This window comes from Bacillota bacterium, assembly GCA_023511455.1.
Taxonomy (GTDB): Bacteria; Armatimonadota; HRBIN16; order HRBIN16; family HRBIN16; genus HRBIN16.
The window spans coordinates 21,484-41,598 of record JAIMBJ010000031.1 but is presented as its reverse complement, the minus strand read 5'-3'; the positions used below and the strand labels follow the sequence as shown (position 1 = coordinate 41,598).

General features: G+C 61.3%; 16 protein-coding genes. 3 read left to right on the top strand and 13 right to left on the bottom strand.

Annotation, left to right across the window (positions count from 1 at the left end; translation table 11 throughout):
* Nucleotides 1-233 precede the first annotated feature (233 nt).
* The 3 genes from K6U75_13975 to K6U75_13965 are packed head-to-tail and all read right to left on the bottom strand — an operon-like array spanning nt 234 to nt 2,629.
* Complete coding sequence (locus K6U75_13975; protein MCL6476146.1) at nt 234-785, bottom strand: NUDIX hydrolase; 552 nt, start codon at nt 783-785, stop codon at nt 234-236.
* Nucleotides 786-791: 6 nt separating this feature from the next.
* Nucleotides 792-1,658 carry a carbohydrate ABC transporter permease gene (locus tag K6U75_13970; GenBank protein ID MCL6476145.1) on the bottom strand — a complete coding sequence of 289 codons (867 nt, stop codon included), beginning with the start codon at nt 1,656-1,658 and terminating at the stop codon, nt 792-794.
* Between the two features lie 11 nt (nt 1,659-1,669).
* The gene (locus tag K6U75_13965; GenBank protein MCL6476144.1) at nt 1,670-2,629 is read right to left on the bottom strand and encodes a sugar ABC transporter permease; all 960 of its coding nucleotides are present in this window, start codon (nt 2,627-2,629) and stop codon (nt 1,670-1,672) included.
* A gap of 118 nt (nt 2,630-2,747) precedes the next feature.
* On the opposite strand from K6U75_13965, the gene K6U75_13960 reads away from it, so the two are divergent.
* Nucleotides 2,748-2,987 carry a DUF433 domain-containing protein gene (locus K6U75_13960; GenBank protein ID MCL6476143.1) on the top strand — a complete coding sequence of 80 codons (240 nt, stop codon included), beginning with the start codon at nt 2,748-2,750 and terminating at the stop codon, nt 2,985-2,987.
* Nucleotides 2,915-3,346 (top strand): DUF5615 family PIN-like protein, encoded by a 432-nt coding sequence (locus K6U75_13955; GenBank protein MCL6476142.1) that lies wholly within the window; start codon nt 2,915-2,917, stop codon nt 3,344-3,346. The genes K6U75_13960 and K6U75_13955 overlap by 73 nt, the downstream gene beginning before the upstream one ends.
* Here the strand turns inward: K6U75_13955 and K6U75_13950 are convergent.
* Nucleotides 3,275-4,732: an extracellular solute-binding protein gene (locus K6U75_13950; protein ID MCL6476141.1), complete on the bottom strand. Its 1,458-nt coding sequence runs from the start codon at nt 4,730-4,732 to the stop codon at nt 3,275-3,277. The two genes, K6U75_13955 and K6U75_13950, sit on opposite strands and share 72 nt — an antisense overlap.
* A gap of 47 nt (nt 4,733-4,779) precedes the next feature.
* On the opposite strand from K6U75_13950, the gene ndk reads away from it, so the two are divergent.
* Nucleotides 4,780-5,193, top strand: coding sequence for a nucleoside-diphosphate kinase (ndk, locus tag K6U75_13945; protein MCL6476140.1), 414 nt, complete (start codon nt 4,780-4,782; stop codon nt 5,191-5,193).
* A 185-nt stretch (nt 5,194-5,378) separates the two neighbouring features.
* Here the strand turns inward: ndk and K6U75_13940 are convergent, their stop codons facing one another.
* From K6U75_13940 to K6U75_13900, 9 genes are all read right to left on the bottom strand, one after another.
* Nucleotides 5,379-8,516, bottom strand: a complete 3,138-nt coding sequence (locus tag K6U75_13940; protein MCL6476139.1) for a hypothetical protein — start codon at nt 8,514-8,516, stop codon at nt 5,379-5,381.
* Nucleotides 8,517-8,543: 27 nt separating this feature from the next.
* Nucleotides 8,544-8,852, bottom strand: coding sequence for a nucleotidyltransferase domain-containing protein (locus K6U75_13935; GenBank protein ID MCL6476138.1), 309 nt, complete (start codon nt 8,850-8,852; stop codon nt 8,544-8,546).
* A gap of 16 nt (nt 8,853-8,868) precedes the next feature.
* On the bottom strand, nt 8,869-12,114 hold the full coding sequence (locus tag K6U75_13930; protein MCL6476137.1) for a hypothetical protein: 3,246 nt from the start codon (nt 12,112-12,114) through the stop codon (nt 8,869-8,871).
* Nucleotides 12,080-13,591: a tripartite tricarboxylate transporter permease gene (locus K6U75_13925; GenBank protein ID MCL6476136.1), complete on the bottom strand. Its 1,512-nt coding sequence runs from the start codon at nt 13,589-13,591 to the stop codon at nt 12,080-12,082. Before K6U75_13925 ends, K6U75_13930 begins: the two co-directional genes overlap by 35 nt.
* Entirely contained in the window at nt 13,588-14,892 is a 1,305-nt protein-coding gene (locus tag K6U75_13920; GenBank protein MCL6476135.1) for a tripartite tricarboxylate transporter TctB family protein, read from the bottom strand. Before K6U75_13920 ends, K6U75_13925 begins: the two co-directional genes overlap by 4 nt.
* Nucleotides 14,886-15,962: an oligogalacturonate lyase family protein gene (locus tag K6U75_13915; protein ID MCL6476134.1), complete on the bottom strand. Its 1,077-nt coding sequence runs from the start codon at nt 15,960-15,962 to the stop codon at nt 14,886-14,888. Before K6U75_13915 ends, K6U75_13920 begins: the two co-directional genes overlap by 7 nt.
* The gene (locus tag K6U75_13910) at nt 15,963-17,162 is read right to left on the bottom strand and encodes an exo-alpha-sialidase (protein MCL6476133.1); all 1,200 of its coding nucleotides are present in this window, start codon (nt 17,160-17,162) and stop codon (nt 15,963-15,965) included.
* Between the two features lie 122 nt (nt 17,163-17,284).
* Entirely contained in the window at nt 17,285-18,217 is a 933-nt protein-coding gene (locus tag K6U75_13905) for a phosphotriesterase (GenBank protein MCL6476132.1), read from the bottom strand.
* A 63-nt stretch (nt 18,218-18,280) separates the two neighbouring features.
* A complete protein-coding gene (locus K6U75_13900; protein ID MCL6476131.1) occupies nt 18,281-20,113 on the bottom strand; it encodes an ABC transporter permease subunit in 1,833 nt (610 codons plus the stop codon).
* Between the last annotated feature and the right edge of the window lie 2 nt (nt 20,114-20,115).

Here is a 20,115-nt window from a genome sequence, read left to right as displayed (position 1 = left end):
CCTCGGCGGTGTGTGGAAAGAGTGTATCATGTTCTCTTTCCCACGTCTATACTAACAGAGCGCAAGCGAAGCATCTCGGCGCCTCAAAAGAGATTCTTCACTTCGCTCAGAATGACAGATGATGTCGCTTTGTGTCGCCAACTCTGCAAGACTATAGCAATTGCCTGACTCCTACCATTTCTCGATCACCCTCACGCGCAGGAACGACGCCACCGAAGCAAAGCGGTTACCTGCTAAAGGTCTCCATTCTGTAGCATGAGCTGAGCGCGCAGGATTGCCGCCACGCTGATAGCGTCGGTGATTTCGCCTGTGCACACCATGCGGTACGCCTCCTCGAAAGGCACCCGACGCACCTGCAGCTGCTCGGTATCCTCCGGTTGCGCCATGCCCATGCGCAGCCCACGCGCCAGGTACACAATCGCCAGTTCGTCTGTCACGGAGTTCGACAGGTGCATCCGCAGGATTTCGCGCCACTCGTCCGCCTCCATGCCCGTTTCTTCCTTCAGCTCGCGCTGCGCCGCCGCTAACGGTTCCTCGTCCAGCCTGCCACCGCCTTCGGGGATTTCCCATGAATAGCTGTTGAGCGTGTAGCGATATTGACCCACCAGCCAGGTACAGCCCTCCCCGTCCAGTGGTAACACGCCGATAGCGCGGTTCTTGAAGTGCACCACCCCGTAGATGCCTTCTCCACCGGAAGGCTTGATGACCCGATGCTCCGTCACCGAAATCCACGGGTTGTCGTAGACAGGCGTAGAGCTGAGTGTACGCCAGGGGTTACCTTCCATATCAGGCTATCCTTTCACCGCGCCCAATTGGACTCCCCGCACCAGAAACCGTTGCGACACCACGAACAGGATGACCAGCGGGATGATGTTCATGACGCTTGCCGCCATGATGAGGTTGGTCTGCCTGCCGTAGTTGGTGTCAAAGTACAACATGCCGATGGGCAGGGTGCGCAGGTGTTCGCTTTTAATCAGGATGAGCGGCCAGAAGAACGAGCCGTAGTTGCCCATGAAGGTGAAAATCGCCAGTGTGATCAAGCCCGCGCGGGAGAGGGGCATGATGATGTCCCAGAAGATTTGCCAGTGGGTTGCGCCGTCGATCTTCGCCGCCTCGTCCAGCGAGGGCGGGATGGTCAGCATGAACTGCCTTAGCAGGAAGGTACCGAACGCGCTGAACGCCGCAGGCACAATCAACCCGACGTAGGAATCCAGCAGGTGCAGCCACACCATCAGTGTGTAGTTGGGAATCATCGTCACCACGCCCGGGATCATCAGCGTGGCGAGATACAGCCGAAACACCGCATCGCGCCCTTTCCACTGCAGGCGGGCGAAGGCGTACGCCGCCATCGCACTCGTCAGGCACTGCAGGAAGGTCACCCACGCCGCGATGAACACACTGTTGAAGTAGTAGCGGGCGAAGGGGATTTGCTCGAACACCTTCGCGTAGTTTTCGGGATGCCACACGCTGGGCAGCGGGTTTATCTGCTCGACCTCTTCCAGCGGTTTGAAGCTGGCAAGTACCATCCACACAAACGGCGCGAGCGTGGTCAGCGCGATGAGCGTCAGAATCAGGTGGCTGGCAATCCCCTTGCCCACCCGATTCCACCACACCGCCAGCGGCGAAGGTTTTTGAACGGCTTCTGTGTTCAGCATCATACCTCCCTCAATCAGTAGCTGACCTCCTTCGCGCCAAACTTCCAGTTAATGAGTGTGACCACGAAGATAATGGCAAACAGTATCCACGAGATGGCTGAGGCGTAGCCAATCTGAAACTCTTCGAAGGCTTTGGTGTAGATGTAGTAGGTCAGGGTGGTGGTGGTGCCTGCGGGTCCGCCACCCGTCATGACCCGCGCCTGCTCGAAGCCGCCCTGCAGCCCCCCGATGAAGCTCATCACCACGATGAAGAAGGTGGTCGGTGCGAGTTGCGGCCAGGTGACGTTGCGAAACACCGACCACTTGCCCGCGCCGTCCAGCTGCGCCGCTTCGATGAGCTCCTGCGGCACGTTGGTCAGCGCGGCGAGATAGAGCAACATGTTATTACCGCCGATAGCAATCCAGATACCCATGATGATGAGTGCGTCGCGTGCGCCCAGTCCGAACTGTTTGGCAGTGAGGCGCACCTGTTCCACATCCAGCCCCAGCAGGTTGGCAGTGGACAGCAACCACTGCGGCGCTTTCACGTCCAGTCCCAGCGTCTGGCTCACTGTGTGGATGACTGCATTGATGGGACCAAAGTCGGGGTTGTACAGCGCCTTCCAGAGTATCATCAGCGCGACACCGCTGGTGATGCTGGGCAGGTAAAAGAGAGTGCGGTAGAGGACAATGCCGCGCAGTTTCTGGCTGAGCAGGAGCGCCAGCGCCAGCGACCCCGCAATCGCCACCGGCATTCCCAGCATCAGGTAGAGCGTGTTGATGAAATAGAGCCAGAACTGCTGGTCACGCATCAGCTCAAGGTAGTTTTCGAAGCCGATCCACAGGAAGGGCACTGTGCGCTGCAGGTTCCAGTTGCTGAAGCTGACCACGAGCGAAAACAGCACGGGCCCCGCGGTGAATATCGCGAAGCCCAGAAAGTTCGGCAGCAAAAAGAGCCATGCGATATAACGTTCGTCGCGAACTCGGGTGCGCATTTGTATGTACTGTCTACTGAAGTTGTAGTGAGTCTTCGACGCCGGGACCTGCCCGTCCTTCCCTGCTAACTGCACCGACCATTCCGTTTGCCGTATAATAGATGCGGAGGTGTGAACAATGGCAAGGCGAATCGTGGTAGACCCGACTGTTCACTTCGGACAACCATGCATCGAAGGTACGAGAATCCCTGTCTACGCGGTGCTCGAGCTTGTCCGGGCAGGTATCCCCTTTAGCGAAATCGTCCAAGACTATTACCCCGAACTCAGCGTGGAGGATGTCAGCAAATGCGTGGAGTACGCCGTGCAGGTCATCAAGGCGGAGGAGGTGACAGCCGAACCGCTATCTTCCGTTTCCTGACCGACCAGGACGTCTACGAGAAAACCGTGCGTCAGCTTCTGGAGTGGGGGCACGATGTGGTACGGGCACGCGACGCTGGTCTTTCCGCCGCTACGGACGCGGAACTCTTAGCATACGCCGAGCGAACAGGTCGAATCCTGATTACCCGCGACAAGGGCTTTGGGCAGCTCGTTTTCGCGCAGCGCAGACCACACGCTGGAGTCATACTGCTCAGGATAACACCTGAAACGATAAGCGATATCCATCTTCAGCTTGCCCGCTTTCTTTCCAAATACGCCACAGAGCAACTATCTAATACTTTTGTTACCCTCGAGTCCGGTCGTTACCGCCTGCGGAGAACGCCCACTGGCAGCGAATGACGAAGGTTCCTTCTCTTTCCCTTTCACCAGTGCCTCGTAGCGACGGCGCAGCTCGGGGTCACGCTGGAGTGTCTTCTGGATTTCCTCGTTAATCTGGCGGGCGGCGGTGCGCAGGGCGTCTGCTGCCGACTTCTGGTTGCTCTTGACAAGGTCCAGCTGCTTGTTCAGGATGCGTTGCACCGCCTGTCCGTTCACGAAGGGACTGATTTCGTCCGGCACCGCGTAGTTCATCGCATCCCGCCATACCGCGTTGAAGTCTTCCTCTGGGAAAGCGGGGTCGTGCAGGTATTTTTCGGTATAGGAGTATTTCTTGACCGGCGCAAGCGCATCCGCCTGATGGTTTATCAGCTCGTTGTACTCCCTGCTGGCAAGATAGAGAAGAAACTTCAGCGCGTGCTCGCGGCGGGGGCTGTTGCGGTTGATGAGCGACGCGCGCCCGTAGCCACGAAACACGCGGTACGGACCGTGAGGCGACTCGACCGCGCCCAGCCGAAGCCCCTGATAGCTGCGCAGCGTACACAGCCACCACCGGCCTCCCAGCGCCATCGCCCCCTTCTTCGCACCGAACCACGTGATGGTGCCTGACCCCCATCCGCCCTGCGTCGCCATCGCCGCCTCCTCTACCGGACTGGGCATCACTTTGTGTTTGTATATCAAATCCTGCATGAACTGCACCGCGGCAATAGCCTGTGGGCTGTCGATGATGCAGCGCGTGCCGTCGGGGGTGTAGAGCCTGCCTCCCCACTGCAGCACGAAGTGATACCAGTTCCACCAGTCCATCAGCAACCCGAACTGCACCGGTCTGCCGTTCTTATCGCGCACAGTGAGTTTTTTCGCGACCTGCACGCACTCATCCCACGTCCACGGCCCTTTCGGGTAAGGCACGCCGTACCTGTCGAAAAGGTCTTTATGGAACCAGGTGGCGTTCACCGCGGCATTGGTGGGAAAGCCGTAGACACGCCCCTCGTGGATGATGTTCGGATGCACCGCTTTCCATACCTCACTCTCCACGTCGATGCCCGCCTTCTTTAGCTCGTCAGTCACATCCCATGCGATGCCCGAACGCACATACGCGGAGAGCTGGAAACCGTCGTAGCAGTCGAAGATGTCGGGACCGACACCTGCCAGCGACTGCACGATGACCTTCTCCATACCCGTGTTGCTGGGGTCCAGGCGCAGGTCGTACTGCGGGTGCAGTCGGTTGAACAGGGCTATCTGCTCGCGGCGGGCGGGGTTATCGTCGCTCACCCACACCAGTGGGATTTTGCCTCTGGCGGTGTTTTCCGGCTGGATGCGCCACGCCACCACAGAAAGCAACACCAGTATTGCAAAGGTTGACAGAAAGACGTATTTCATGGCTCCATCCGTTTTGAACTTTTTCTCCATCCGGAGGTATACTTTCCTTCAGCAAGGTGACGGTAGAAGGAGGCACTATGCAGCGAACGTTTGTGATGATTAAACCCGACGGAGTGCGTCGGGGGCTTGTGGGTGAATGTATCCGTCGCTTCGAACAGCGCGGGCTGAGGATAGCAGGCTTAAAAATGCTGGTTGCGTCGCGCGAGCTGGCGGAGAAGCACTATGCGGTGCATCGCGAGAAGCCGTTTTACACGGAACTGGTGGACTTCATCACATCGGGACCGGTGGTGGCAATGGTCATCGAGGGACCGAATGCCATCCCGCTGGTGCGCACGATGATGGGCGCTTTGGACCCGCTTCAGGCGCAACCGGGCACGATTCGCGGCGACTTCACCTGCGACAAGCAGATGAACATCATTCACGGTTCCGACTCGCCCGAAACCGCCGAGAGTGAGATCGCGCTGTGGTTCCAGCCGGATGAACTGGTGTAAACTCACGGCGGGACAGGGCGTAGGGGCGACCACAGAGGGGTGGGCAACCACAAGGAATTGGGCAACCACAAGGGGTTGCCCCTACGGGGTGGGTTGGATGCATCACATCAATCGGGCGTAGGGGCAGACCCCTGTGTCTGCCCCGTAAACCCCGTGTCTGCCCTCCAAAACCATACCTGCTTTCCCTAGAACACCGCCTCGACGACCACCCTGCCGTTGAGACCAGTGATGTCTGCGTCGTTGCGCTCGGGATCAAACCGCTCAGTCCGTTCACCGTTGACCTGCACCGCTTTCAACGACAGACCCTCCGGATGCCGGAAGCGCACCAGCACTTTCGGCGGTGTGGAACGCAGATCCAACCGCACCTCGGCGGTAATCCGATCGCCCTCTACCGCAGGCTCGTACCGTACACTCACCCTGCCAAACCGCGTGCAGACCCCCTCCGTACCGAACGGCTTCCCGCTGCGGAACCATTCACGTGGGATAGCGCGCCCGAAATGCAGCACCTGCTCGTCGGCATACACTAACATCGCCCGCAGCCACATGATGGCGTTTGCCTCATCGCTGGTCTTGAAGTGCGCTGCGTTGGAGTAGCCCAGCACGGGCGACGGGTGTTCGATCATGGCGTTAATCTCTTCCCGATAGCACGAACACCACGCGTTGTAGAACATCCAGATAACAATCTCCGGCTCGTCGCGCTGCAGGTGCGGCATCAGTCCCGCCAGTAGATTGGGCTGGATGGAGAACCCCGCGCGGTCAAACCAGTTCGCCTCGAAATCAGGAATGAGATAGCCGTAGGGTGGCTGCGGATAGCGGTTGTCCTGAAAATCGTCCAGAATCCACTGCGCCTGCGGGCTGTCAGCGTCATACAAACCGCTAATCAACAGGTAAACAGCACCTTCCAGCACCTCTCGAATCCAGCCCACATCGCGCCCCCGCCGATACAGCCGGCTGGGGTAGTGCGGAACCCATTTTCCATCGCGCAGGCGGACCAGCGGTGCGTACTGGCGCATGGTCTCGAATCCGCGAATCAGGTCAGCGCGGTAGGCATCAGTCTCGCGGCGCAGGCGGGGTGACTCGGGATGTCCGATGGCTTCCAGCGCCTTCGTAGCGGTATCCACGCCACGCCACGTCAGGGCGTTGGTGGACAGCCAGTAGTGGAAATCGGTGACATCCTCCAGGCTCCCCGCGGGCAGGAAGCCGTATTCCCAGCCTCGCGAGTGGGGCAGGGGGCGCATGGTATTGCGTCGCTGGCGGAATACCCAATCGCAACCCGCAATCAGCGATGGCGCAACCCGTTGCAGCCACTCCGCATCGCCGGTCAGGAAGTAATGCATCCCGATACACCACAACGCCCAGCCGTGATGCTGATTGTATGCTCCGCACTCGTAGCCGCCTGCTCCGAAGTACATCCCCTCATAGTCGGTGAAGTTTCCCGGTTGCGGGGCAGTGCCCTGATACTTTATCCACAGCTCGATACGCCTGCGCGCCTCCTCGTGCAAGCCGCGCTGGTCGAGTTCGTGCGTAACCATGCACGCCTCGTTGGTGAAGTTGCCGTAGGTGGAAGTTCCTACCGATGTATTAATCAGCCCGCTGCCGTCGGGCATGGCGGTGTCGGTAATCAACACATGGTTCAGGTGCGCGGCGTGCAGGGCCGTCAGGTGCGGTTCGGGGCACTGCAGTTGCGCTCCCTGCCTCGCCTGCTCTCGCCAGAAGGCGGTCACCTCGCGATAGCACTGGTCGAGGTCCAGGTTCTGCAACGCATGCAGTTCCTGTGGCTGGTCAATCGCGATGTAGGGTATCTTCAGCAGCAGCTCGCACGCCTCGCCGGGTTGCAGCGGTTGACGGAAAACGACCTGTTTCGCTCGCACTTCCGGCTGCATGGTGCCTTCCCAGCGGGCACGCATCACCTTTTGACCGTTCCACTCCGAAAGGATGTGACTGCCTTCCACAAACAGCGCATCCTGTTCGCTGCGAGGTATCAGGTAGTCATCCTGAAGCCCGTTACTGCCGTAAGCGTTGTAGGACTTGCGCGACTGGTGCGAGTAGGCAACGGGTAGTTCCGCCACCGCCGGCGCGTCGCCCTGATTCACGAAGCGAAACCGTACCATAGCCACGATGGTGTCATCGCTCGCCAGAGACTTATCGAAGATGGGGCGCTCTAACGGCGCGGCGAAGCTCTTCTGTTCGATAGCGATATCCCCGTCGCGGGCGCGAATGTTGTATGCCAGCACGGGTGGGGGGTCGGTGTAGCGGGCTATTATGGCCTTGCGCTCCAGCCCGAAGAAGAAACGCGCGTTGCCATCGCACAGGAAGCGTGCCGTGTCCTTGCCGGGGATGCTGGTGACGTTCCATTTGTGCAGCACCAAGTCGCCGTTGGCTTCCAGCCAGAACCGCTGCCGGTTGTGCTTGCACCCCAGATTGTAGCTGACCACATGGGGACGGGGCTGTCCGTAGTACGCGCCTGCGTAGGTCTGCTCGCGATGCTCCTTCACTCGCTGGTTCAGCGTCTTCGCGCCTTCGATGCGCTTCTGGTAATCGGCAAAGCGCGTGGGGTCGCTGGCGAAGGTGATGTAAATGCCCTTTTCCGCGTACCAGATGGGACCTTCCTCCACCAGGCTCTGCAGGGAGATGGTGAACACATCGTCGTCCAGCGAGAAGGTGAGATGCCCCTCGTCCCCGCAGTAGCGGTGCGCTGGTTGCAGGTGTGCCACATACAGTTCGAACGACCGCTCTGCTTCTGGCAGCAGCTCCAGCGTCCAGTGGACTGGGCGCACTCCGCGCGGCGCATGAACGGATCGAACGAGAGAAGCGTTGTAGGTACTTAGCCGAATGCGATGTCCGGGCGTTGGCTTGCCGGCATTCAGTTCCACTCGCAGATGGCTGGTGACCGGGCGAGAAGTGGTGTAGATGTTGACAGAAACAATCTGCTTTGGGTCGGGCGCTTCGATCTTGAGACCCAGTGTGCGCCGGAAGGTCACATCGTAGTCCTGCACGTCTGGAAACTCTGCGCTCAGCCCCTTGAAGGTAATCCGTGCCGTGCGGGGGCTTTCTGGATGTACCTGTATCGCTGCCTGCTGCCACTGGGTGTTGAAGTGGTCATCGATGGGCGTCCAGCCGAAGGCGCAGGGATTGTCCATATCACGGGCATATTCTATGCGCACCTGCGGCCAGGTCTTTCGCAGGTAGTAGACGTGGAGAACCTCAGGTATCTGCCCGCGAAAGCGCACACGCAACTGCTGGATGTCGCGCGGCTCCTCGAAGCGATACTCTCCCGGTTCGCAGTTCGGCAAAGCGAATGGTGAGATATCGAATCTGTCCATGCGCACCTCCTCTGCGCGTGTGACCGCTCATCCCTCTTCATAAAGCACTACCTCGTCCTCCTTCACGTAGGGGCGAATGTGGGGGCTAAGGGCTTTCATACTAACCAACTCCACTCTTCTACCAATTCGCTGGCTAAGCTCTTCCTCCAAAGCGAACCAGCGAAGCCCCAAAGGGGGACGTTGTTCTAACGGCTTCAACTCCACGCGGATATCGACGTCGCTACTTTCCGTGTCGTCCCCCCGCGCAAACGACCCAAAAACGGCGATTCGTCGGGCGTAAGGCTTAAGTAGCGGCACGACGTGCTGACGAAGATACCGGAACCTGTCCATAGACACGATTGCCCCTTCCTCATTATTCCCAATGATACGCTCTTGCCCCGTTCAGGCGCAACCGCCACCAGCTGCCCTGACGTACTGGCTGTATCGCAGGCGCAGCCCCGCCCACGCACCGCACCTGTGCAGGCATCGGGAAGCGAGAGACGTTCAGGTCTACCACAAAGCCGCCCTCCCGTGGGTAAGCCAGCAGCTCCCAGCCGCGCCCGCGCCTGCGAACCAGCACGCTGCCGTTGGTGCGCACCGCGCCGAAATCCACCGCCTTGCCTGCCTCGTTCAGATGGCTGCGGTACAGCGCCAGCCGTTGCTCACCCGTGCTTTGCTCTGGCACGAAGCGGATGGTTCTGCCGTTATCTCGCACCTGCAGCACCCCCAGCAGGTTGCGTCCGTGGCGGTCTACCTCACCCTCCAGATTCACGCGCCCTCCGCCCGGCGTATACAGGCCGATGGTCCACTGATAGTCGCCATCGGGGATGTTTTCGGGAATGGTGACGGTGTACTCGCCGTCAATGACCTCTTCCCCACGCCGCCACTGACTGGTGGGTTTGGGCAGGGCATGGTCCTGCTGGAACTTGATGCCCTCGTCCCACGGTTCTGGCGGCAGCTGGCTGAAGTGTACGAAGCAGAAGTAATCCCTGTCCAGTGTGTCGTTCACCTGCCAGCGGTAGGTGACGCGGAAGGTGCGCTCGCCCGCCTGCGTAAACTGTGCCACCTCTGGTCGGATTCGCTTCAGCCCCGTCAGGTTCCAGTGCGCGGCGTTGCGGGCATTCACGAGCAGGCTTTCGGCGGTCTCCGCGTAGTCCACCACCACTCCCTGCCGCAGCGCGGTGTAGGCGGTCACTCCCGCTCCCGTCGCCAGCCAGCCGAAACGGGGCAGGGTGATGGCTCCGACGCGCAGGGGTTCTGGTGCGCTGTTTGCCACCACTGTTAGTCCGCTGTCGTAGCGCACGCGCACCCGCTGCCAGTTGCCTGCCTTCGCCGCGGCGGTGCTGTCCACCCATTTGCCGCCGACGTGATACTCGATGCTGATGGGCCTCGCGGTGGCGTAACGCGCCATGACGGGCGTCAGCAAGTGATGCTCTAGCCAGGCATAGGGGATAAGGTTCCACACTGCGCTGCCGAGAAAGCCCGCGTGCCCATACGCCACCTCCTGCATCCGGTACTGGTCCAAAACCACCATCGGTGGCACGCTACCCCATTTCGCATCGCTCCACCACCGTTCATAGTAACCCATGCCGTGATTGCACTGCAGCGGATGTATCTTCAGCAGGTCGAACTCCACCGCCAGCGGCGCGTGCAGACCCTGTCCCCAGCCCCAGCCGGTGCCGAACTGCGCTTCCACACCGTCCAGGCACCCGCTCCAGTACCAGTGGTTGTTGCCCTCACCGAAGACGGGGCCGCCGTGCGTTTTGCGTGCATACTGCCACAACGCGCGATGCACGTCCCACACCCGCTGGAACATGCCCGCGCCATCCTCCTCCGCGCGCATGTCCACGTGGAACCACGGCGGTACCGCCGAATGCACATCTAAAAAGCAGGCGTTCGTGCCGTAGCGGCGGTGGATTTCGGGCGATTGGGTGGCGGCAAGGCGCAGAATAGCGTTGGGTTTCACGGCAAAGGACTGTATCTTCGTGCCGGGGTTAAACCACGCCAGCTGCCGTTTTCCCTCCGAGTCGAGCGCGATGTCGTCCTCATCGAAGTGGTCGTAGTTGGGGTAGTAGTCCACATAGTTCTCGTGCAAGGCGACGTAGTAGCCCAGATTCACGCCGGTCTGCACCAGTACCTTCATGCCTTCGTCGCCGCCCAACTCGGCATTCGCGGGGAAATGCATGGGCAGGGCGTTGTCGTAGCCGCTGCGCTGCCACACGTGGATCAGCGCGACGCACCTGGTGATGCCGTGTGCGGCAAGTTGCTCGAAGCCGCGTGCGATGTCCACAAATTGCCCTCCCCAGATGTCCAGTACGATTCGGTCGCCTACCTGCTTCAGGAAGGGGGAAGGCGGGTTGGGAATGTTCGGTAGCACTTCCGCCATGTGCCACGCCGCGGTGAAGACCACTCGCTCGCGCAGCGCGTTGCGACTGCCGTCGGTCAGGGCGTTGTATTGCGCGCGCAAGCCGTCGTGGGCGGTGGCGTGGCTGTGCGTCCAGTCAAGAATGGCGTTGACGAACAGGTTTTCGGCAGGCAGGTAGAAGACCTGTCCGCTGTAGTACGGCGTGACCACCTGTCTGCGACGCATCACGGGCCCCCAGCCTCCGGCATCCAGCAAACGGATACCCGGTCGGTCTGCCTCTAGCTCCAGCACCAGGCTTTTGTGGAACAGTTTGGCGGTGATGCGCAGAGTAACCCCTGCGCGCCCTTCGCGGTAGCGGCGGGCGCACACGATGGTATCGCCCTTCCGTTCCCACTGCGCGCCGATGGGCAAGCCGTCCATCACGAACTCGAGAGTAGCGGTGGTCGCCAGTGGCACTTCTACGGGCGAGTCGCCCTTCATCTGCGCCCGCAGCGTCCACTCGCCGAAGGGGTTGGGGTCATCGGGGCGGGGCTTGCGCCAGCGATACTCCAGCACCCCATCGTCGCCTTGATAGCGGAAGATGGCGGTATCGTCACGCACCTGCAGGCTGGTTCGGTGGGCAAACGCGCTGCGCGGGGCAATCGTGCCGTTGGGCACGGAAGTCAGGGTCTGCAGTTTCAGCGGTGGTGGCGCAGGTCGGGCTTTCTGCACTGGTTGGTAGCCTTCCAGTACCAGCTCCCGCTCCGCCCACAGAGAGAAGTCCCACGAAGGGTCATCTTTCGGACCAGGGTCGGTCTCGAAGCGCAGCGTCACCGTCTGCCCGAGATAGGGCGAAAGGTCGATTCGGAAGGGCTTCCACTGTGCGTCAGTCCGATGTTCTTCCAGCACCTTCTTGCCGTTGACAAAAATGCGGAACGTCACCCCGTCGGACCGTTCTACGGTGCCGGGCCGCATGGCAGTGAAGCCGCGCAGGAAGGCGTTTCTGGCACGCGGTAGGCGGATGGTGAAGGTCTGGAAGGCTACGCCGGTGCCCCCGCGCCACGGGCAGTGCAGCAGAAACGCCTGTTTGCCGTTGACCAGCCCGGCAGGCTGGCAGGCGACACCCGTTTTCTCTTCGAAGTAGCTGCTCCAGCCGGGTGGGAACAGCTGTTCCTGCCCGCCGCGATAGGCATAGCCGACGGTGTATAGCCCGATTTCGTCCAGATTCAGAATCGGTGCATCAGGTTGAACCACGAGCGCCGTTCTGTTGCTCATCGCTTGACCCCCCTGTCTTCGTCGCACGACGGCTTTGCCACCACGAAAGGGCGACGGATGCTATCGCCAGCGCCAGCAAGGTTGCCGCAATGGGATGTTCGACAAAGATGCGCCAGCTTCCCCCTGAGAGTATCAGCGCGCGGCGCAGGTTCTCTTCGGTCATCCTGCCCAGGATGAGCCCCAGCACCAGCGGCGCAATCGGGAAGCCCCACTGCCGCAACGCCCATCCGATGAAACCGAAGACAAACATCACCCCGACGTCGAACAGGCTGTTGTTGATGGCGTAGCTGCCCACCACGCACAGCAACACAATGAGCGGGAACAGGTATTGCCGCGGGGCGCGAACCGTCTGCGCGAACAGCTTCGCCCCTGCCAAACCGATTGGCAACACCAGCAGGTTTGCCACCAAAAGCCCGATGAAGATGGCTGCCAGCAGGTGCGACTGCTTCTCGAAAAGGTCGGGTCCGGGGCGCACCCCATGCATGACCATCGCACCCAGAATCACCGCCGTTACCGCATCGCCTGGTATGCCCAGCGTCAGCATCGGGATCATCGCACCGCCGGTTACCGAGTTGTTCGCGCACTCGGCGGCGGCAAGCCCCTCTACGGAACCCCTGCCGAACTCCTCGGGACGGCGCGACACCTTTTTCGCCTGGTCATAGGCCACAAACGCCGCCACGTCTCCGCCCACGCCCGGCAGCGCACCGATGAAAGTGCCCGTCACGCTGGCAAGGAGAGTGGGCGCGGTGATTCGCCGGTAGTCGCTGCGAGACGGCAACACCCGCCCAATCCGGCGGAACAGGCTGCGGTCGGGTTCCGGTAAACTGCTCTGATACAGCACTTCGCCCAGTGCGAACACTCCCACCAGCACTGGAATCAGCGCAAGCCCCTCCAGCAACGGCGTCATGCCAAAGGTGAAGCGGGGTACAGCGGTGATGGGGTCCATGCCAATCGTCGCCAGCAACAGCCCGCAGACGCCCATCAACGCCCCCTTCAGCAGGGAACGCTCTGACAGGCTGGCGATAACGCTCAGCCCGAACACCGCCAGCGCAAAGTACTCCGCAGGTCCGAACTTCAGCGCGAAGCGCGCCACCTGCGGGGCAGCAACCATCAGCACCAGCGTGCTGAAAACCCCGCCGACTACTCCCGTGATGCACGAGATGCCGATTGCCAGCCCTGCGTTGCCTGCCTGCGCCATCGGATAGCCGTCCAGACTGGTAGCGGCGGCAGCAGGGGTACCCGGTGTGCGTATCAGCACCGCCGGTATCGCGCCGCCGTACATCGCCCCCACATACACCCCCAGCAACACCATGAGTGCAGGCAAAGTCGGCAGCCAGAAGGTGAACGGAACCAGCAAGGCCACCCCCATCGTTGCGGTCAACCCCGGCAGCGCACCAATCACGATACCCGCCACCACGCCCAGCAGCATCAGCCACAGGGTATTCCCGGTCATCAGCTCGCGCAGCGCTTCCGTCATGGCAGTGCCACCCCCAGCACGCGGGCAAACAGCCACCAGATGCCCGTACCAGCGACGACTGCATAGACCAACGCCGTCCAGAGCCGTGGACGAGCGATGGAGTAGCTACCTGCCAGCAGAAACAGGATGCTCGCTGGCAAAAACCCCACCCACGGCAACACCAGCAGGAATAACAGGACCAGCAGCCCAATCCGGAACGGACGGCGCAGGTCGGGAAGCGACAGGGTGGAGCCGGTTTGGGCGCGCACTCGTCGGTTGATCAGAAGTCCCCCCGTTAACAACACCGCCAGAACCGCCAGCAGCGCAGGAAAATAGAGATAACCGACATCCCCGCGCGTGAGGTGGACGCCCATCGAGGCTATCAGAGCCCGATTGAGCGCGCTCTGCTCCTGCACGAACTGCCGAAACGCCTCTCCTTCCAGCCACGCGAGCCGCACGCCGCGCTCCTGCATCAACTGGCGAAACCGGGGCGTCTCGAAGGCTTTCCGGAAGCCTTCCAGCAGCCGCTGCCGACGCTCTGGCGGCACTCCCTTCGGCAATGCCAGCCCGCCCCACGCACCGATATCTATGGCGTAGCCCAGCTCGGGCGCGGCGGGCACATCGGGAAACATCGAGTCGCGCTGTTTGCTGAGCAGGGCTAACATCCGCAGCTTGCCCGCCTGCACCTGCGACTGCACCTCCGTGGGGCTCACGCACACCACATCCACGTGTCCCCCCAGCAACGCCTGTACGGCGGGCGCTGCCCCACCGAAAGGAACGTGCTTGAACTTCACCCGTCCGGTCTCCTGCAGCGCCACCGCCGCCAGATGCCAGATGGAGCCGGTTCCCGAGTTGCCTGCCCGAATCGCTTCGGGACGGGATTCGGCATCGCGGAGCAGGTCTCGCAGGCTGCGCCATCCCGAATCGGCACGCACAGTGACTGCGGCTGGATTGTAGTTGGTACGCGCCAGCAGGTCGAAGTCATCGGGCGAGATGGAGCTGAGGCCGAGATGCGGCAGGATTGCCAGCTCCGCCACCACATAGGTCACTGTGTAGCCGTCGGGTTCGGCATGTGCGCCATAGTTCAGCCCCACGGCGTTCGCGCCACCCGGCTTGTTTTCCACCACTACGGGCACCCCGAACTCTTCCTGCGCCGCTGCTGCCAGCGCGCGCGTGAGCGTATCGGACAGTCCACCGGGAGCAGGCGGACAGATAATCGTGATGGCTCGCGAAGGGAATGACTCCTCACGCGGACGGCAGCCCCCGAGGCTTGCTGCCGCTATCATCAGGCACACCCATACGCCCCAACGCCAGATTACCACACGCGCCTCTCCTGCACACTGAGTTGACCGGTTCGTACGCGCTCACGCAGGTCATCAGGAATGAACGCCAGATATATCTGGCAGATGCCCGTCCGGTCTGAGTTGAACAGCACCACGCGCCCATCGGGGCTGAACTGCGGGTGCGGATGCGTCCACTGCGGATGCCCCTGAGAGCTGCGCGGGTAGCACAGCGGGCGATAGCGCCCGGTGGGCACATGCACCAGTTGCAGTCCCTCATCGGGCCAGTTGGTATCGGAGACAATCCACTCGCCGTCCAGCGTCGAGGCGGAGTGCCAGAAATACACCCCCTGCGCGATGGGGGTTGGCTTTTCTTCGCCCAGCCCGATTTGCACCAGCGCACGGTCCGGCGGAAGGGCGCATCCCTGTACGCGCTCCGTACTCCCCAGGAACGTGCAATGTGCGAAGTCGTAGCTGCTGGTATATACACCCCGCTCGTTGCCGTCATGATCGAGAAGCAACCACGTCTTTTTGCCCTCGCGCATCTGCCAGAGCAGTATACCCTCACCGCCCGGGCTGACGGAGTGCATGGCGAAGCCTCCCCGTTCTCCTTCGGCAATGAGGGTGGCTTCGGAGCCGTCCGTGCGAATGCGCAGGATGCCGCCGGTATCGTGTGCAGTGGTTACCTGGGCGAAGTAGTAAACGCCGTCCGGTGAAATGGCGCCCGCTCCCATACTCGCCACACCATGCGGCACAGCGATTTCCTCTTCGCGAAAGGTGTGGATATCCACCCTCCACAGTGTTGCCTGCCGGTGAAAGTACACACAGTCGTCTTGCGGCGACATGACAAACCCCGCCGCACCTTCGCACTCAGTGAGCTGGGTCAGGTTTGTGCCGTCTGTGTCCACGCGGAACAGGTCCGACGGCGCATCCCGGCGTGCCTCACGCTGGGAAACGAAGATGAAAGTCTTCGAATCGCCGGTGAAGTTCCTGCCGAAATAGGGCAGCGCCATGCTCATGGTGGGGAAGCTGGTCACCTGCATCAGGCGCACGCCCGTGCGGGCATCCACAAACTCGATGCGCTCGTGATTGTAGGTGGTTCCTTTTGCCATTCAATCCCCCTGAAGCACCCATTGCTCGTTGAAGTGGGCATATTTAATACACGAGCCTTTGCCCGGCTGGCTCCAGCTGTAGGTGACGTGCAACGTGCCGTCCTTAGCCTGAATGATGGAAGGATAGGAATAGGAACCTGTGCCCGGCGGGTCGTTCTCCAGATACCGCTTCCACTTCCACGTCCTGCCCTCATCATCCGAGATGAGCACCGCGAGGCGATGGCGTCCCTGCTCGGTGTCGTTACATACCATTGCCCAGTGCCCGTTCTGCAGGCGAATCACTTCCAGCCCGGAACCCGGGTTCGGGATATCGTCATCCACCACCGGTGACCATGTGATGCCGCCGTCGCGCGACTCACTGCGCAGCACCCGTTTCGGGGGCGGTCCGTTGTCGCGCATGTAGGCGACCAGTGTGCCGTCACGTTTCTGCACGAGGCTGGGCTGCACTCCACCAAAGCTGATGAGGGGGCGGCTCGCCTGCCACGTCCTGCCGCCATCATCGCTGATCGCCATGATGGAGAAGTCAAAGCCATCGGAGTAGAGAGGCACGATGATGCGCTTGTTGTCCAGCACGAAGGGATGCACGCGCGTCATCCAGCCCATGCGATGGAAGTATTTGTCTGCGGCGTTTTTGCGTCGCTCGGCGAGATACGCCAGCCCCTCCTGTCTGCGTTCGGGAGGCAGTATCTGGTCGATGCGTTTCTCGTCCTCATCGCACTGCTTTGCCACCATTTCAGCGAACTCCTCGCCCGGTTTGAGGATGAGGATGTCGCTGTGCGTCCAGCGCGGCGCGCCCGTGCTACCCGGTCGTTCCGAAATCTGGTAGCGTAGCAACGATGTGTGCCACTGGTTGGCAATCACCGCAATCCACATCAGCCACAGCCTGCCCTGCGGGTCCACGAACATGCACGGGTTGCAATCGGGGAAGCCGATGGTATCCGCCATCAGGAACCGTTCGCTCCACTTCGCTACGCCTCTGCGTTTGCGCATCCCCTCAACCTTCACGTCATCCGCCGTACGCTCGCCCGAGCCGTTATACCAGCACACCAGCAGGTCGCCGTTGGGCAGCTCCACAATACAGGAACCGTGGTTATGCCAGCGCTCCGGCGGGAAAAGCTGCTGCGACTCGTAAAACGGCTTCTGCGCTCCGGCAGGTAGAACCAGCGTCAGCAACAACATCAGTACACCCCCTGCTCGCATCGTTTGTCCCTCCCATGAGTATCGTCAACCACGACAAAGAGACCGACGGGTATTAAAGCCGTGTTCGCCACATTGTCTTTCCCTCCCTGCGCCGGGCATACAGATGTATCTGTGCCCCGCTCCTATCCTCCCGCAAATGCCCTCTGCGGGTTCTTTGCCGTCAGTTGCTCTATCTCCCCATCGGAGAAGCCCGCTTTGCGCAGCGCGGGTATCAGGTGCGTCCACAACGTGGTATACTCGCGAAACGTGCCTCCATTCGGCTCACCCACCTGATACCAGCCCGCGTCGTGCGACACCAGCACCCGGCTCAGCAAGCCCTTCTGACGCAGGTGCAGGATAAGCTCCACGTGCTGCTCCACCGTTTCAGGAGACACCCCGTCGAACTCCACCCACGCACCGCGCTCTGCTGCCCAAACATGGATGGATTTATCGCCCTCCATCTGCGCGTGAACCCAGATGAATGCGGATGGGCGCACCCCCACCTGCTCCAGACGCTCGATCTGCTTGCGTGCTGCCGCGCCCGGTCCCGTGTGCGAGGCGATGGTCAATCCCGTTTTGCGATGGGCCAGCGCCGCCGCCTCCAGCAGGCGCATATCCACCTCCGACGGTTCGGGGTCTACGCCAATCTTGATGAAACCCGGGCGGATTCCTGTGCCCTCAATGCCTTTTTGCGCTTCGGCAATCCATTCGGCGGCGATTTGTTCGGCGGTGAGGGAGTACGCGCGGGCAGGCAGATATTTGTCATTTGCCGCGCCGTACCAGCCCGTGTTGGTAAGGATGTACAGACCGCTGGCACGGCTGAGGCGTTGCAGCAGCCTGGGGTCACGCCCCAGATAGGCAGGTGTACACTCTGCCAGCGTGCGACAACCCGCCTGTCGAAGCCTTTGCAGGTAGGGCAGCGCGACGCGGTATACCTCTTCAGGGTCGTAGCGTGACCGGCTCACCCTGTCCGCGCCGATAAAGTCCACCAGAACATGCTCGTGCGGCAGAACGACGCCGAGTTTCTCTGGCGATACGCTGCCTGTCACGGTAAAAACCTGTTGACGATTGCCCATTGTCGCTGCCTCCTTCTGGAAAGCGAGATTCCGTCCGCGCCGCCAGTTCTCCTGTCTCCGCCCCTACTTCATCGTGGGCACGATGATGCCGCGCAGGATAATCTTCTGGGCGAAGATGAACACCAGCAGCGTGGGCAGCGCGGCAATAACCAGACTCGCCATCCAGACCCAGGGGTAGCTGTCGCGCCCCAGCTGCCACAGGAAGACCATCATCGTCCACATCTCGGGCTTCTGCACCACCAGGAACGCCCACATGAACCCCCCATAAGCGGACGTGAAGGCACCCAACGCTATCACCGCCAAGATGGGCATCGCCAGCGGCACGGTGATGTTCCAGAACATGCGCAGTTCGCCCGCGCCGTCCAGCATGGCCGCTTCGTAAAGCTCCCGCGGCAGGCTGTCGAAGTAACCTTTCAGCAAGAAGATGCCCATGCCGCTTGCCAGACCGGGCAACACCAGTGCCCAGTAGGTGTTCAGCAAGCCCAGCTCTTTAATCAGCAGGAAGTTAGGTATCATCGCCACTTCGGCGGGGAACGCCATCGTCGCCAGCAGGAAGAGAAGCACCTTGTGCGCATAGGGCAGGTTGAAACGCGATAGCCCGTACGCCGCCAGCGGCTGCACGGTGAGCTGCCCCAGCACCGTCAACAGCACCAGCACGAAGGTGTTCCACAGGGCGCGCCCGTGAAAGAGGATGTAGTCCAGCACCAGTCGATAGTTGCGCGTCAGGAACTCGCGCCGAATCTCGTCTTTGTTGCGCCAGAAGGTGAGTACGTCTGTCTCGGCGCGGGGCGGGTAAATCTCCTCCCAGCTCTGCCACCGCGTGCCGTGCGCGGCGTTCACCGCCTGCAACGTGCCGTATTTTTGACGCAGCCATTCGCGCCACAACCCCTCGACGGTGATGAGACGCTTGGCTTCGGCGGGAACGACGGCATCGGTGAACAGCACCCAGTCGGCAAAGTACAGGTCGTCCTGCGGTAGGGTGGCAGGGAATCGGCTCTGGGCAAGGTACGGACGCTGCGGGTGGCGTTCGCGCAAGAACTGCTGCCATTGCGCATCCCAGTTCCCTTCCACGCGCACGAAGAGCAGAGGAAACCGCTCCCGCACATAGCGGTCCCACAGGGCGCGCCATCGTGGGTCTTCAGGACGCTCACTCGGAAACAGCACCTCGTGGAGCGACTGGTAGCGAGTGCCCAGCAGCGCGTTCAGCTCGTTCACCCCGCCGATGTGCCGCTCCACCCACGCCAGGAAGGCATCGGTCGCCAGAATCGCCATCAGGTCGTGCGCAGGCAGGGTATGGCGAAACTCCAGATACAGTTCGCGCAGGGGGGCGGTCTCCTTGCGCGATTTGTGCGTCAGGTCGTACTCAAACGGCGCGACCTCGGTGAAGCTGGTATAGCTGGTGTCGTACTGGCGGTTGAAGGCATCGATGTCGTGATTAAACTTCTGCATCAGCCAGCGGGCATAGCGTTGATTGGTCAGGCGGGTGCGTCGGTCGTCGATGAAATGCGCGCGCACCCACTCGTCGGGCAGAGTTTTCACGCACTCTAACCAGTCTTCCACGCGCTGCACCACTTTGGGGTCGTGGACGCGGTAGTCGGGGATTTTCTCCAGGAAGCGAAAGCTGGTGATGTCCAGCCGATGGATGCGTCGGGCGATGTTGAAGTCCGCGCCGTAGCGGTCGTTCATCCACTTGCGGAAGAGGGCGGTATCGTCGCGCAGGTAGGCGGGGATGACGCGCCAGTCGTCGAAGTCGGTGTCGGAGGTAAGGGACGCACCCACCATCAGCAAGAAGGGATAAATCATCGTCACCGCGCCCACAATGAGCACGGTGTAGATGAAGGCGTATACCACCCGGGCGGTCAGCGTGCGTTGCTCGCAGGGACCGAACAGCGCCATCG